14 protein-coding genes and 1 tRNA gene are annotated in these 14,137 nt (G+C 64.7%); 6 read left to right on the top strand and 9 right to left on the bottom strand.

Annotation, left to right across the window (positions count from 1 at the left end):
- Positions 1 to 86 precede the first annotated feature (86 nt).
- Positions 87 to 163: transfer RNA gene (locus G606_RS0106545), tRNA-Pro, on the bottom strand.
- Positions 164 to 447: 284 nt separating this feature from the next.
- On the opposite strand from G606_RS0106545, the gene G606_RS0106540 reads away from it, so the two are divergent.
- The 6 genes from G606_RS0106540 (at position 448) to G606_RS0106515 (ending at position 8,182) form a co-directional block, all read left to right on the top strand.
- Positions 448 to 1,875: a UTP--glucose-1-phosphate uridylyltransferase gene (locus G606_RS0106540; protein WP_026645287.1), complete on the top strand. Its 1,428-nt coding sequence runs from the start codon at positions 448 to 450 to the stop codon at positions 1,873 to 1,875.
- Between the two features lie 144 nt (positions 1,876 to 2,019).
- Positions 2,020 to 3,945 (top strand): helix-turn-helix transcriptional regulator, encoded by a 1,926-nt coding sequence (locus G606_RS0106535; RefSeq protein WP_026645286.1) that lies wholly within the window; start codon positions 2,020 to 2,022, stop codon positions 3,943 to 3,945.
- 12 nt (positions 3,946 to 3,957) lie between these two features.
- A complete protein-coding gene (locus G606_RS0106530; RefSeq protein WP_026645285.1) occupies positions 3,958 to 4,275 on the top strand; it encodes a hypothetical protein in 318 nt (105 codons plus the stop codon).
- 120 nt (positions 4,276 to 4,395) lie between these two features.
- A complete protein-coding gene (locus G606_RS0106525) occupies positions 4,396 to 6,999 on the top strand; it encodes a DEAD/DEAH box helicase (RefSeq protein ID WP_026645284.1) in 2,604 nt (867 codons plus the stop codon).
- A gap of 69 nt (positions 7,000 to 7,068) precedes the next feature.
- On the top strand, positions 7,069 to 7,416 hold the full coding sequence (locus G606_RS0106520) for an RNA polymerase-binding protein RbpA (RefSeq protein WP_026645283.1): 348 nt from the start codon (positions 7,069 to 7,071) through the stop codon (positions 7,414 to 7,416).
- Between the two features lie 43 nt (positions 7,417 to 7,459).
- On the top strand, positions 7,460 to 8,182 hold the full coding sequence (locus tag G606_RS0106515) for an HAD hydrolase-like protein (protein WP_026645282.1): 723 nt from the start codon (positions 7,460 to 7,462) through the stop codon (positions 8,180 to 8,182).
- Between the two features lie 417 nt (positions 8,183 to 8,599).
- On the opposite strand, the gene G606_RS10175 is transcribed toward G606_RS0106515, so the two are convergent.
- The 8 genes from G606_RS10175 to hisG form a co-directional block, all read right to left on the bottom strand.
- Entirely contained in the window at positions 8,600 to 9,073 is a 474-nt protein-coding gene (locus G606_RS10175) for a hypothetical protein (protein ID WP_051198651.1), read from the bottom strand.
- Entirely contained in the window at positions 9,070 to 9,741 is a 672-nt protein-coding gene (locus G606_RS10170) for a MerR family transcriptional regulator (protein WP_101671115.1), read from the bottom strand. The genes G606_RS10175 and G606_RS10170 overlap by 4 nt, the downstream gene beginning before the upstream one ends.
- Before the next feature lie 109 nt (positions 9,742 to 9,850).
- Complete coding sequence (locus tag G606_RS0106500) at positions 9,851 to 10,291, bottom strand: FHA domain-containing protein (protein ID WP_026645281.1); 441 nt, start codon at positions 10,289 to 10,291, stop codon at positions 9,851 to 9,853.
- Positions 10,292 to 10,297: 6 nt separating this feature from the next.
- Complete coding sequence (locus G606_RS0106495) at positions 10,298 to 11,128, bottom strand: DUF881 domain-containing protein (protein ID WP_034523909.1); 831 nt, start codon at positions 11,126 to 11,128, stop codon at positions 10,298 to 10,300.
- 165 nt (positions 11,129 to 11,293) lie between these two features.
- Entirely contained in the window at positions 11,294 to 11,626 is a 333-nt protein-coding gene (locus tag G606_RS0106490; protein WP_026645279.1) for a small basic family protein, read from the bottom strand.
- 2 nt (positions 11,627 to 11,628) lie between these two features.
- The gene (locus tag G606_RS0106485) at positions 11,629 to 12,600 is read right to left on the bottom strand and encodes a DUF881 domain-containing protein (protein ID WP_026645278.1); all 972 of its coding nucleotides are present in this window, start codon (positions 12,598 to 12,600) and stop codon (positions 11,629 to 11,631) included.
- Positions 12,601 to 12,607: 7 nt separating this feature from the next.
- Entirely contained in the window at positions 12,608 to 13,228 is a 621-nt protein-coding gene (locus G606_RS0106480; protein ID WP_034523876.1) for a CDP-alcohol phosphatidyltransferase family protein, read from the bottom strand.
- A gap of 12 nt (positions 13,229 to 13,240) precedes the next feature.
- Complete coding sequence (gene hisG / locus G606_RS0106475; RefSeq protein WP_026645276.1) at positions 13,241 to 14,092, bottom strand: ATP phosphoribosyltransferase; 852 nt, start codon at positions 14,090 to 14,092, stop codon at positions 13,241 to 13,243.
- Positions 14,093 to 14,137 lie beyond the last annotated feature (45 nt).

Here is a 14,137-nt window from a genome sequence, read left to right as displayed (position 1 = left end):
GCAAAACCGGCCCCGACGCATATGCGGATCCGCGCGTCTGCTGGAAATACGAAAATCCCCGGAACGTTCGCCGTTCCGGGGACCGATGGTCGGACCAGCGGGATTTGAACCCGCGACCCCTTGACCCCCAGTCAAGTGCGCTACCAAACTGCGCTATGGTCCGAACGGTGCGTCCTGCACCGAAGAGTCAATGTAGCACAACCGTGCCGACAACGCCAAATCGTCCCGCAGGTCCATATGACCGCATCCGTTCCACCAGGGCGTCAATCATCGTATTATCATCGAGGAAACCATGACGCAAACCGTAACGCGGCGAAGATAATGTGGGATGCACAAGGCTCAATTAGACAGATTGAAGGTTAGGTCGCTACACTGAGACACGGCATTGCGCACGGGTGCACCGGCATCGACCGTGCGCGCAACCGGAGAAAGGGATTGGTCATCACCATGGTCGACGTTTTCGAGCGCTCCGCGCACAAGATGCGTTCACAGGGCATGAGCGACACCGCGATAGCCCAGTTCGAACACCTCTACGACGTCTGGGCGAACGAGGAGGACACGAGCTACATCCACGAGGCCGACGTCGAGCCGATCACCGACATCCCGAACTTCCACGACGTCTACGAGACGATCAACCACGACAAAGCCGTCGACGCCTTCGCCAAGACGGCGTTCCTCAAGCTCAACGGCGGCCTCGGCACGTCGATGGGCCTCGACTACGCGAAGTCGCTGCTGCCGGTGCGCCGCCACAAGGCGCGCCCGATGCGCTTCCTCGACATCATCCTCGGCCAGGTCGACACGGCGCGCACGCGTCTGGGCGTCGAACTGCCGCTGACCTTCATGAACTCGTTCCGCACGTCGAAGGACACGATGGACGCGATCGCGAAGAACCACCACTTCACGCAGGCGGGCGTGCCGGTTGAGATCGTCCAGCACGTCGAGCCGAAGATCGACCTGTCGACAGGAGAGCCGGTACAGTGGCCGGCGAACCCCGACCTCGAATGGTGCCCGCCGGGGCACGGCGACCTGTATTCGACGCTCTACGAGTCCGGGTTGCTCGCCATCCTCGAGGAGCGCGGCTTCAAATACCTGTTCATCTCCAATTCGGACAACCTCGGCGCACGCCCGTCGCGCACGCTTGCGCAGCATTTCGAGAACACCGGCGCGCCGATCATGATCGAGGTGGCGCGGCGCACCGAGGCCGACCGCAAGGGCGGTCACATCGTGCGCGATCGCGTGACCGGACGCCTCATGCTGCGCGAGATGACGCAGGTGGACCCGCGCGACCGCGGCGCCGCGATGGACATCCACAAGCACCCGTTCTTCAACACGAACAACATCTGGGTGCGCATCGACGCGCTGCGCCGGATGCTCGAAGAGCACGGCGGCGTGCTGCCGCTGCCGGTCATCCGCAACTACAAGACCGTCGACCCCACCGATCCCGCGTCGACGAAGGTCGTCCAGCTCGAGACGGCGATGGGCGCCGCCGTGAACCTGTTCAACGGCGCCATCTGCGTGCAGGTGGACCGCATGCGCTTCCTGCCGGTCAAGACGACCGACGACCTGTTCATCATGCGTTCCGACCGCTTCCACCTGACCGACTCCTACGAGATGGAGGATGGCGACTACCATTTCCCGAACGTCGAGCTCGACAAGCGCTACTACAAGAACATCCAGGACTTCGAGGAACGCTTCCCCTACGGCGTGCCGTCGATCGCCGCCGCCGCGTCATTCCGCGTCGAGGGCGACTGGACCTTCGGGCGCAACGTCAGCCTGTTCGGCGATGCGAGGCTCACAGATTCGGGGCGGCCCAGCTACGTGCCGAACGGCGAATTCGTCGGCCCGCAGGGCGTCGAGCCGGACGAGTGGCTGTGACCGGCGTTTGTTCGCAGACCAAGAAAATCGGAGTTTTTTCGAGAAATCGGCCATCCCGGCCGAAAAAGCCTATATCATAGGAGAGGGTGTATGGCATCCCCGATGCCCACACCTACGAAAAACTTTAACGATACGTGAGGACTAATGGCTGAGGGTAGTAACGGTAGGCGCCGCTTCTCCGACAAGTGGGGCAAACACGAGCTCGATGTTCTGGCAGTATTGTCATCCGCCTTCCCGCAATGGCTGACATCGCGGCAGATCGCACAACGTGTGAAGGCCTACGCCGATTCGTACGGCGAACTGGCCGACCAGGCGGCGAAGGCGGCGTTCGCCAAGCAGTTCCAGCGCGACCGGGCCAAGCTCGCCGCGATGGGCATCGCGATCGAGTCGCGGCAACCCGAATACTCCTCGAAGTCCGAAGGCCAGGACTTCGCGTCCTACCGTCTGCAGCTCGGCGACGAGCCTCGCATCCGCCTACGCTTCCGCCCCGAAGACCTGCCGGTACTCGCGGCAGCGAACTATCTGGCGCGTTCGATGTCGATGTCCTCGATGCCGGCCCATACGCAGCCTGCGCACGCCTCGCGCACCGCTCCGCGCGTGCCGCAGACGCCGATCCCGGGACTCGGCCTCGATTCGATCGCGCCGGGCCTGGGCACCCAGCACATCCCGGAGAACCTCGTCAAGGAAGTCGATTCGCGCCGCTTCGCCGCGACCGTCGCCGTCGACGGCGAGCACATCAACGTCGCCTACACCGATTCGGATGATCTGGCCATGTTCGTTCTCGAACACCCCAATTCGTCGGTCGTCAGCCCGCCCGAGGCTGTCGCGGCCTACCACCGCCGCCTCAACGCGGCCACGCAGTTCCAGCTCGCCGACGACTCCGCCAATCCGATGACCGCGAAGGTGCTCGCCCATTCAATCGAATCGGGCGAACCCGACGAGGACGAGGAGCCGCAGAGCACGAAGGCGCACAAGAAGAACGCGTTCCAGACCGGCAGCGAGGTCGACCGCCGCCTACGCCTGATGCTGTTCCTGTCCGCGCATCTGGGGGAGGAGTACTCGCTGCCCGAACTCGCCGAACGCTTCATCGGCAAGCCGAAGAACGACGACGAGATGAAGAAGTACGTCAACACAATCCACAAGGACATCAACACGCTGACGACGGTCTCCGACGACGGCGAGATGGCCGGCAGCCAGTTCTTCGACATCGACTGGTCGCTGCTCGACTCCGAGGGCATCGTCTCGGCGACGAACTCGCTCGGCCTCGAACGCCTCGCGGGCATCTCGCCGCAGTACATGAGCATGCTCACCGCCTCGGTCAACTACCTCGCCCATGCGCAGCTGCTGCCCGAGGACCAGCGCGAGCAGGCGCGCGACCTCTATGAGCGCCTTGTCAAGTACGTCGCGCCGGGCGAGACGCCGTGGCTGAGCCTGACCGGCTACGAGCTCGAGCCGCGCTGCTTCGACGCCGTCAAGCGCGCGATCAAGGACCACGCGCTGCTCAACATGGAGTACCGCGACGGCTCGGGCCGCGTCATGCGCCGCCTCGTCGCCCCGTCGAAGATCTACGTCGACGAGGGCGTCTACTACGCGGCGATGTGGACGGACGTCGAGCACTACGCGCCGGACGACCTCAAGCCGCTCGTGCGCAAGGACATGACGCTCAACAAGGAGACCGGCGAGCCGCGCATCTGGCAGGTGCTGCGCGTCGCGCGCATCGAGGACGCGAGCATCGTCACCCCGACGAAGCCGCTCGACATCCCGAAGGTCTCCGTCTCCGACCTGCGCAAGTGGATTATCGACACGGCCACGCCGGCCGTGTTCATCACCGATCAGCCGCATCTCGACTTCATCAAGACGCTCGCCGACGCGGACGTCGAGCCGTGCGGCGAAGGCGAGAAGGTGCATCTGTTCGTGCAGTCGGACTCGTGGTTCGTCGCCTTCTGCATCGCCCACGCCCGGCACATCGTCGCCGTCGCCCCGGAGACGTTGCGCACGATGATGATCGCCCGCGCCGAACGCGAACTCAGTCTTTCCGACCAGGTCATCGAGACCGAACGGGAACAGTAGGAAAGGATCACGATGCCCTGGTGGATCTGGCTCATCCTCGCGCTCTTCATGCTCGCGATGCTCGTCGTCGGCGTCGTCTACGCGGCGGTGCACGCCGTGCGCGCGTCGAAGGTCATCGGCGCCGTCGCGGCCGACGTCAATGCGCGCATCGAGGAGATCAACGCGCCGCAGGACGAGGGGAGCGCGCCGCGACGCGCGATCTTCACCGAGCCGCTCGCCGTTGCTGCCGACCGTTACACGGACGCCCATGTCGGCGTCATCGAACGCAAGGAACGCCGGCGCGAACGCCATGCCGCCATCTGGCAACGCTGGGCGCAATTCAACGACTGAACATTCCGCGCCGCGCGGGACGGCTCCGGCTGCCGACGCGGCGCGACGACACACACCCGGCCGCGGGCGTCCCGACGCGAGGGCGCCCGCGGCCATCGACATCAACGGATGAAGGTTTCCATGACACGACATCACAGGCACTGCGATCATCGTCCCGACGAGGACGCCGATACGCGGGAGCTGAGCCCGTCCGAACGCTACGCGCGCTTCACCGAGACGCGCCGCCGGCGCCGTTCGGTCGCGCAGCGCTTCGCCGATTCGCTGCCCTTCGAGCTCGACGGGTTCCAGACGGAGGCGAACGAGGCGCTCGAGGAGGGGTCGAACGTGCTCGTCGCGGCACCGACCGGCGCAGGCAAGACCGTCGTCGCCGACTTCGCCGTCTACCTCGCTCAGGAGCAGAACGCGAAGGCCTTCTACACGACGCCGATCAAGGCGCTGAGCAACCAGAAGTACCATGACCTCGTCGCGCTCTACGGCCCCGACAAGGTGGGTCTGCTCACCGGTGACACCTCGATCAACTCGGAGGCAGACATCGTCGTCATGACGACCGAGGTGCTGCGCAACATGCTCTACGAGCATTCGACGACGCTCGAGGCGCTGCGCTACGTCGTGCTCGACGAGGTGCACTACCTCGCCGACCGCTTCCGCGGACCCGTCTGGGAGGAGGTCATCATCCACCTGCCCTCCTCGGTGCGCATCGTCGGCCTGTCGGCGACGGTCTCGAACGTCGAGGACTTCGCCGACTGGATCGCCTCGGTGCGCGGCGAGACGAAGCTCGTCATCTCCGAACACCGTCCGGTGCCGCTCGACCAGTACGTCCTCGTGCAGCGCGACCCGCGCACCGAGCCGGAGCTGCTCGACCTGTACCGGCGCGACGACGACGGCAAGGCGACGACGAAGCCGAACGCGCGGCTGACGGCGAAGCTCGACGAGTTCGACCGCCGCGAGCTGCGGCGCAAGGGCGCCGATGCCCACGACAGGCGTCGCGGCGGCGGACGTCACGGACGTCTGGATGGCCGCGGCGGACGTGCACACGTCGAACGCTACCATCCGCGCCGCTGGGCCGTCGTCGACGAGCTCGACTTCCTGCGCATGCTGCCGGCGATCTACTTCATCTTCTCGCGCAACGGCTGCGACGAGGCCGTCGAGCAGTGCCTCGACGCCGGCCTGCGCCTGACGACCGACGAGGAGGCGCGCCGCATCGACGTCATCGTCGACGAGATGATCGAAGGGCAGCTCACGCACGACGATCTCAAGACGCTGCGGTTCGCGCAGTTCCGCCATGCGCTCGAGGAGGGCTTCGCCGCGCACCACGCGGGCATGATCGCGCTGTTCAAGCAGATCGTCGAGCGGCTCTTCGAGGAGGGCCTGATCAAGGTCGTGTTCGCGACGGAGACGCTCGCGCTGGGCATCAACATGCCGGCGCGCAGCGTCATCATCGAGAAGCTCGAGAAGTACGACGGCACCGGCATCGTCGGCCTGACGCCGGGGGAGTACACGCAGCTCACCGGCCGCGCCGGCCGCCGCGGCATCGACACGATCGGCAACGCGATCGTCGTCGACCACCGCGGCTTCAAGCCCGAGACGGCGGTGGCGCTGTCGAGCAAGCGCGTCTATCCGCTGCATTCGAGCTTCAAGCCCACGTTCAACATGGCCGTCAACCTGCTCAACAGCAGCGACTACGAGACGGCGCGCGACACGCTCGACCATTCCTTCGCGCAGTGGGAGGCGAACGCGTCCGCATGGCAGATCGAAGCGCGCATCGAGACGCTCGAGAAGGCAATCGCCGGCTATGAGGAGGCGATGGCCTGCGAGCACGGCGACTTCACCGAACTGCTGCGCATCCGCATGCGACTGAGCGACCTGCAGAAAAACGAACGCCGCCGCCTCAAGCACGAGATCTTCCGCGACAACGCCGAGAAATCACGCGCCTTCCGCCGTCTCGATGCACGAATCGCCGAGCTCAAGGAACGCGAGCACGATCATCCGTGCAAGGCATGCCCCGATTTCGCGCAGCACATGAAGTGGGGCAACCGCTGGATCCGCGAGACGCGCGAACTCACACGCCTGCGCGACCGATACGATTCGCGCACCGGCTCGGTGGCGCGTCAGTTCGACCGCATCTGCACGATCCTCGAGAAGCTCGGCTATCTGGAAGCCGCCGACGAGAACGGCGTGCGCGACTACCGGCTGACCGAACATGGCCAGCTGCTGCGCCGCCTGTATTCGGAACGCGACCTCGTGCTCGCCCAGGCGATCACGTCGGGCACGCTCGACGGCCTCGACGCCGCGCAGCTCGCCGCGCTCATCTCGTCGATCCTCTATGAGGCGCGCCGCGGCGAAGGGGGAGAGCCCCGCCGCTATCCGGGCGGCCCGCACGGCATCGTCGCGCAGCGCGCACGCGAACTTGCCGAGCTCGACGACCAGGTGCTCATGCTGTGCGAGGACCTCGGCGTCACGAACTACCTGCAGCCGCTCGACTTCGGCATCGTCGACGTCGTCTACGACTGGGCGCGCGGCGACAGCCTCTCCGAGGTGCTCGAGCATACGGAGCTGACCGCCGGCGACTTCGTGCGCAACGCGAAGCGCCTCGCCGACGTGCTCCAGCAGATCGCCGTCGCCGAACCGTACATGGGCACCGAGCATGTCGAGCTCGCGGCACGCGCGCACGAGGCCTACGACGCCGTCAACCGCGGCATCGTCGCCTACTCGGGCGTCGACTGATGGAATAAAACCCACGTCCGCGCTGTTTTGTAGCGTGGAACCACTAACCGTCTTCTGGGAGGAACATACATGGCTGAACGCAGTCTGCGTGGCATGAGCATCGGCGCGAAATCGTTGGAATCGGACACGAACGTCGATTTCGCCGCCCGCACCGAGGTGGCGTACGTCTGCCCGCGCGGCCATCGTACGATCCTGCCGTTCGCGGAGGGTGCCGATTTCCCGAATGAGTGGGAGTGCCGCTGCGGCGCGACCGCGCACCGCGAGGACGACAAGGACGGCGAAGCCGACGAGATCACGAAGCCGACGCGCACCCACTGGGACATGCTGCTCGAACGCCGTAGCGAGGACGAGCTCAAGGCGCTGCTCGAGAAGCGTCTCGAGATGCACCGCGAAGGCTGGATTCCGGACTACGAGTGACGACGGTCGGACGCGACGACCGAAGGTGAACAGGGAGACCACGATGACGAACATCCATCATCCGCTGCGGGCCGTGCTGCTCGACCTGGACGGCACGCTGACGAAATCCGATCCGGGCATCCTTTCCTGCGTGAAACTGGCCTATCAGGCCGTCGGCGTGCCCGAGCCGACGCCGGCGCAGCTGCAGCGCTTCATCGGTCCGGCGATCTTCGAATCGATGTCCAAGTACGGCATCCCGTCTGACAAGCTCGACGAGGCCGTGAGCGTCTACCGGCACTATTACGGCGACGAGGCGGTCTTCGACGATCCAAATGAGCCGGGGCACAAGGTGCCCGGCCGGCTCTACAACACCGTCTATCCGGGCATTCCCGAGCAACTCAAGGCGTTGCGCGAACAAGGCTATTTCCTTGCGATTGCGACGGCGAAGCCGGAATATCAGGCCGTGCCGATCTGCGAGCATTTCCATCTGACCGATCTCGTCGATGCCATCTACGGTGCGAGCATGGACAATTCGCGCACCGACAAGGATCAGGTCATCCGCTACGCCTTCGAGAACATGGGCTATGATCCGGCGGCCGGCGACCGTGCGCTGATGGTCGGGGACCGGTGGACCGACGTGGACGGCGCGAAGGAATGCGGCATCGACTGCCTCGGCTGCGGCTGGGGCTATGCAGAGCCCGGCGAACTCGTCGAGCACGGCGCCTACCGCGTCATCGACACCGTCGGCGAACTGAGCGCCGCCGTTGAGGAGTATTTCAACGCCTGACATCGTTGTTTGAAGCATAATGTGCCGTCGTCTTTGCATGGTTATCCAAACAAAGACGACGGCACATCGTTTATTACGCAAAGAAAACGATTATTACATACAGAACAGTCGAGCAATGCACATACGCGAAATAATACAGGCGCATCGATGATTGAAACGTGAACAATGCATGACGATGACATCATGCGACATTCGGCGTGCGGCGCACATGCGCACGTCGACACCGCACGCACGCGCATATATGAACGCATGACGCAAGAGTCGACGATGACGAAACAACGGCGACCGCGACGACCGGCGGAATCAGTGTGCAGATACACGCACATACCACGGTAAGGGACCGTCCATATATATCCGATAATGTACGTTATGTCAGATTAGATGGTGTGGCGAATCCTTAGCCGCCGTCCTCGGGCGTCATACGAGCGTGCTAGGCCAGTCGTCGTCCTCGGCTGCGTCTTTCGTTACTGTGTCGTCCTTCTGTGTCGTCCTGTACTTCTGTACAGCGTCTTCTTGCCTTGTCGCAGTCTCCACCTGCTGTTCGGCGGTGTTGCGTGCCTCCTGCGCGAGCATCGCGCGACGCGCCTGCATGTACATCAGGAACAGTTCGAGCATGATGACGCTGATCGCGATGATAGCCGACGGCCATCCGAGCTTCTCGTACAGCGCACGCGCATGGGCGCCGATCGTGTCCTTGTGCTGCAGATAGATCGGATACGGCAGCGCGACGAGGACGAGCGTGACGAAATGCGCACCGATGACGGCCCAGCTGACCGGCCGCACCTTGAGATTCTCGCCGTCGTGGTAATGGCTGCGTGCAATCGTGATCGCGCACACAGCCAATGCGCTGACCACGCCGATGATCCATATGATGGCCGGCACCGCGTTCATGCCGCTCCCCTTTCGTCGTCCTTCATCATGTTCGTTTCGCCGTCCTCGACGTCCTGCCTGCGACGCAGCGCGTCCTCGATCGTCTGATTCGCGTACCGTTCGACGAAGCGCGCGCGTTCGACGCGGCGCCGTTCGAGCCGTTCGCGCATCGACTGCGCGGCGAGGTCGTCGATCGGCCGTGTGTTGCGCCGCTGTACAGTGCCGGTCACATCCGTGTAGTCGGCGTGCTCGAGCGCCGCCTCAACCCTCGTCCACAACGCGCCCACTGACACGCAGAACACGGCGTCGCCGTCCTCGAGCGCCTGCGCGATCTGCTCGCCATCCGAGCATTCCTCGACGTGCTGTCCGTCACACAGAATCGTCAGGTGCCGCAGCCGTTCGGGCGGCTGCGCGATGAGGAACTCGATCGCCGCCGTCGCGTTCTGCAGATTCACGCCGATGTCGAGCAGCTTCTTCGAGACGGCGAGGACGACGACGTCGTCGAATGAGTACAGCCTTCTCGTGCCCGAACCATTCGACGGCGTGATCGATGGGACGACGATGCGTTTGCGCGCCCAATAATCAAGCTGACGATAGGTGATGCCGGCCACATCCGACGCGACGGTGCCGCGGTAGCCGCGGATCGTGACGTCGAATCCCTCGTCGGGGAACAGCTCCCCCTGCACCATCGTGTCGTCCACGTCGATGAGCGGCACATCCACGTAGCGCGGCGCATTGCCCTGTCCCGCGGACGTGCCGCGGCCTCGTTGCCGGGTCATGGATCGCTACGGCCGTCCGTCAGTGCTGGCGGATCGCCGAATTCGTGAAGTAGACGAGGCGGAACTTGCCGATCATGATCTCGTCGCCGTTCTTGAGGACGGCGCGATCGACGCGCTGACGGTTGACGTAGGTGCCATTGAGGCTGCCGGCGTCCACGACCTCGTACTTGCCGTCGACGCGGCGGAACACGGCATGCGAGCGGGAGACCGTCGAATCGTCGAGCAGGATGTCGGCGCGCGGGTCGCGGCCCACCGTCACCTCGTCCTCATCGAGCAGATAGCGTGACCCCGACAGCGCGCCGCGCGTCGCGATGAGCAGCGCGGTGTTGTCGGAAAGCCGCGTGATCGTCTCGAGGTCCTCCTGCGTGAGCGGACGGTCGCCGGAGGTCGTGATGGGGATCTGGATGGCCGGGAGACCGATGATCGTGGTCTCGCCCGCACCTGGAATCGGTTCTGTCATAACTGCCTATTCTACAATCGTTGCGTACTTGTATTTCATGACCGGCTGCGTCGCGGTGATCCTGACGTCGTCGGATGTCTCTACCGTCACATTAGCACCATATTTGACGGTGAGCCGCGAACCTACGCCACCCGCAATGTTCACGGCGTTCGCGAGGTTGCCCGGATTACCGATCGCCTTGATCACGTACGGCGTCGCCAGCGCCTGCCCGTCGCACACGAGTCCGCTGCTCGTCTCACTGACATAGGTGGATGTGACGACGCGCACGTTGTCGATCTGGATGACCTCGGCGCCGCCATTGCGCAGCTCCTCGATGAGGTTGAACATCGTCGCCGCGTCGATCGGCGCCTTCTGCGGCCTCGAGATGCGGATGACGACGCCTTTGCCCTGCGCAGGCAGTCTTCCCGACAGGATGCCGCTCGTCTCCTCATTCTCCTGCGCGATGCGCTGCGCCTGCTCCTCCTTGTCTGCTGCCTCCTCGAGCGATTTCAGCTGGTTCGTCAGTTCGCTTTTGCGCTGTTCGAGGCGTTCCACCTGCGTGCTCGTCTCGCTGATCAGTCGCGTCAGCTCGGCTTCGGTGAGCGTCTCGTAGGCCGTGTCTTTGTTATTGATCTGGATGACGTAGGCGTAGGCGAGCAGCGCGCACAGCACGGCGATGAGCAGTCCGGTGCCGAAGCGCGCCTTGAGCGACCTGGCGTTCGACGACAATGCCTTCGGCTTGCGTTTGCGCACGACCGGGAACGCGCCCGTCTTTGTGCGGTCGTTGTCCTTGTCGCGGCTGTGCTGCGAGATGATGCGCTTGAGCAGGTCCGGCTGCCCGTCGTCGCTGGACGCCACGCGCGGATGTTCCGCCGTCAGCGGCTCGCACTCCCCCGCCGTCTCCGTCCGTGCGCCACGTTCGCCGTCGTGATCGACATCGATGTCGACGTCGTGATTGATGTCATGACGCATGTCGTTCCCGTCGTCGGGCACGTTCTGTTTCGTCTGTTCGTCGCTCATCGATCACCCCTGGAAGATGTAGCGGCGGATCGCCGAGACGTTCGAGAAGATGCGGATGCCGAGGACGACGATGACGGCGGTCGTCAGCTGCGAGCCAACGCCGAGCTGGTTGCCCAGCAGCACGAGCAGCGTCGCCGTGATGACGTTCGCGAAGAAGGAGATGACGAACACGCGGTCCGAGAAACTGCGTTCGAAGTAGGCGCGCGCGGCGCCGAGCAGCGCGTCGAGCGCGGCGATGACCATGATCGGCAGGTACGGTTGCAAGAACACCGGGATGTCCGGACGGACGAACAGTCCCACGACCACTCCGATGATGAGTCCAAGCACGGCTGCCATCTTCAGCTCCTCCTCGCATAGGTCAGTTTGCCGACGCTCGCGGCCTCGAGCCGCATCTTGCCCGCCTTGTCGATCTGCGGATACATGCCGGCCTTATGGAAATCACTGTACAGCGTCGGCAGCGTCTTCTCGCCCATCGCGTCGGCCAGCGCGTTGCGGTCCCCCACCGCCTGGATGCGGTACGGGCTTTCGATCGGCGTCGTGCCGACGAGGATCGAATTGCCGGCCGTGCGGATCGATGTCTCGACGCCGAGACGGTTGCCGTTGATGGCGATTGCCTCGGCGCCGGCGCGCCACAGCAGGCAGACGAGCAGCTGCAGGTCGGCGTCGGTGACGACGCGCAGCCGGTCGCTTGCGCCGTCGCGCGGCAGCGCGCCCTTCGACGAGTCCGAGGCCGCGGCGACCGGGTCGGCGATCGTCATGACGATGCCCTCGCCTTCGACCGGCGTGGCGCCGGCGGCCGCCTCGTTCTCCTCGACGACCTGTTCGATCGGCGATTTCGTCGCCGACTTCGACTGTTCCTCCACCTGCCTGCGCAGGTTCGCGATGTCCTTGTCGAGCGCATCGACGTGCGCGTTGTTCGTCACAAGCTGATTCGCGAGCGATTCGCGCACCTGTTTCCTTGGATCGGTGTTGAGCAGGCGGACGAATTGGCTGCCGAAGAAGCCAACGATGATGCAGATGAGGAACACGACGATGCGCGTGCCCCAGTAGACGACCTTGGAATCGGGTTTCGTGACGAGCCGTGAGTCGCTGTACAGCGAATCCATCGGACGGTTGATGAGGTCGTCGATGAGCCGGAGCGAATCGTCGCCGCCGCGCCGGTGACGCGGCCGGTCGCGCAGTTCGTCCGGCGACGCCGCATGATGGGATTCGATCGCCGCCCAGCCGCGCGAGAATACGGCGCGGCGGCGCACCGGCTCATGGCCGGGTGCGATTGGCTGGACTGGCGGCATCGAGGATTGATCGGCCAACGGGCACCTACCTGCCGGTGGCGCGGCGACGGGCGAGCCGGTCGGCCCGGATGAGCGTGACGCCCTGACGCAGGTAAATCACGCCGGCGAGCCAGTAGAGGCCGATGCCCCATATCGCGCATGCGATCGCGCCGTAATGCAGGATGTCGAGCGGAATGAACGAGCGGCGGATGTCGGCCACCATCAGCCCGATGATCGAGATGAGCAGCACGGCGGTGCCGGTCTTGCCGACGAAGTGCACCGGCAACGGGCCGTAGTCATGTTGGGCGAGGACGAGCGTGAGGATGCCCATCACGATGTCGCGCAGCGCGACGAGCACGAGCATCCACCATGGCACGACGCCGCAGACCGCCAGCGCCAGGATGCTGCAGATGATGAGCAGCCGGTCGGCGATCGGGTCGAGGATCTGTCCGAGCTTGCTCACCTGGTTGAAGTTCCTCGCGATGAGGCCGTCCAGTCCGTCCGAGGCCGACGACACGGCGAGGACGACGAGCGCCCACACCATGTCGTGTCTCGCGATGAGCCAGGCGATCACTGGAATCGAGATGATGCGCAGCGCGCTGATCAGGTTCGGGATCGTCAGGATCACGTCGCGCGGTTCGGGACTGTATTTTCCTTCAGCGGCCATGGGCACCCACCGTCACATGCGGGTGGCTTGAATTGCCGTGACGATGATGCCGCGCGCGCCCACCGCGTACAGTTCGTCCATGAGCCGGTTGACCTTCGCCTTGGGGACCATGACGCGTACGGCCGACCACTGCTTGTCGTGCAGCGGCGAGATCGTCGGGCTTTCGAATCCGGGGGTGATGTCGACGGCGGCCGAGATGCGGTCGACCGGGATGTCGAAGTCCATCAGCACGTAGCGCTTGGCCGTCAGCACGCCCTGCAGGCGCCGTTCGAGGCGTTCGAGGCGCGCATCGTCCGGTTCGAGGCGCGGCGAGCGGATGAGCACGGCCTCCGAGTGCACGATCGGGTCGCCGAAGATGCGCAGTCCCGCGTTGCGCAGCGTCGTGCCGGTGGACACGACGTCGGCGATGAGGTCGGCCACGCCGAGCTGCACCGACGATTCGACGGCGCCGTCGAGGTGGATCGTCTCGGCCTGGATGCCGTGCTCGGTCAGATAGTCGTGCACGAGCTTGTCGAAGGACGTCGCGACGCGCTTGCCGTCGATGTCGGCCAGCTCGCGGATCTCCGAATCCTGAGGGGCCGCGAAGCGGAACGTGGACGCGCCGAAGCCGAGGTCCATGACCTCCTGCGCGTCGGTGCCCGAGTTGAGCAGCAGGTCGTGGCCGGTGATGCCGACGTCGATCGTGCCGCGACCGACGTAGACGGCGATGTCGAGCGGACGAAGATAGAACAGTTCCACGTCGTTGTCCGGGTCCTCGACGACGAGTTGGCGTGGATTGCTCCGCAGACGGTATCCGGCCTCCTCGAGCATGTTCCAGGCGGGTTCGGACAGCATTCCCTTGTTCGGGACGGCGATGCGTAGCATGGGCTCCTCCAAAGATAGTCGTGCGCACGGGCCGTCGGCTGCGTG

This window comes from Bifidobacterium sp. AGR2158, from assembly GCF_000424225.1.
GTDB classification, from domain to species: domain Bacteria; phylum Actinomycetota; class Actinomycetes; order Actinomycetales; family Bifidobacteriaceae; genus Bifidobacterium; species Bifidobacterium anseris.
Note: the sequence above shows the minus strand (reverse complement) of the source record. Positions and strands in the feature narration are given on the sequence as shown.

Coding starts and splice junctions, on each gene's coding strand:
- G606_RS0106540 (WP_026645287.1), top strand. CDS start 448: ATGGTCGACGTTTTCGAGCGCTCCGCGCACAAGATGCGTTCACAGGGC.
- G606_RS0106535 (WP_026645286.1), top strand. CDS start 2,020: ATGGCTGAGGGTAGTAACGGTAGGCGCCGCTTCTCCGACAAGTGGGGC.
- G606_RS0106530 (WP_026645285.1), top strand. CDS start 3,958: ATGCCCTGGTGGATCTGGCTCATCCTCGCGCTCTTCATGCTCGCGATG.
- G606_RS0106525 (WP_026645284.1), top strand. CDS start 4,396: ATGACACGACATCACAGGCACTGCGATCATCGTCCCGACGAGGACGCC.
- G606_RS0106520 (WP_026645283.1), top strand. CDS start 7,069: ATGGCTGAACGCAGTCTGCGTGGCATGAGCATCGGCGCGAAATCGTTG.
- G606_RS0106515 (WP_026645282.1), top strand. CDS start 7,460: ATGACGAACATCCATCATCCGCTGCGGGCCGTGCTGCTCGACCTGGAC.
- G606_RS10175 (WP_051198651.1), bottom strand. CDS start 9,073: ATGAACGCGGTGCCGGCCATCATATGGATCATCGGCGTGGTCAGCGCA.
- G606_RS10170 (WP_101671115.1), bottom strand. CDS start 9,741: ATGGTGCAGGGGGAGCTGTTCCCCGACGAGGGATTCGACGTCACGATC.
- G606_RS0106500 (WP_026645281.1), bottom strand. CDS start 10,291: ATGACAGAACCGATTCCAGGTGCGGGCGAGACCACGATCATCGGTCTC.
- G606_RS0106490 (WP_026645279.1), bottom strand. CDS start 11,626: ATGGCAGCCGTGCTTGGACTCATCATCGGAGTGGTCGTGGGACTGTTC.
- G606_RS0106480 (WP_034523876.1), bottom strand. CDS start 13,228: ATGGCCGCTGAAGGAAAATACAGTCCCGAACCGCGCGACGTGATCCTG.
- hisG (WP_026645276.1), bottom strand. CDS start 14,092: ATGCTACGCATCGCCGTCCCGAACAAGGGAATGCTGTCCGAACCCGCC.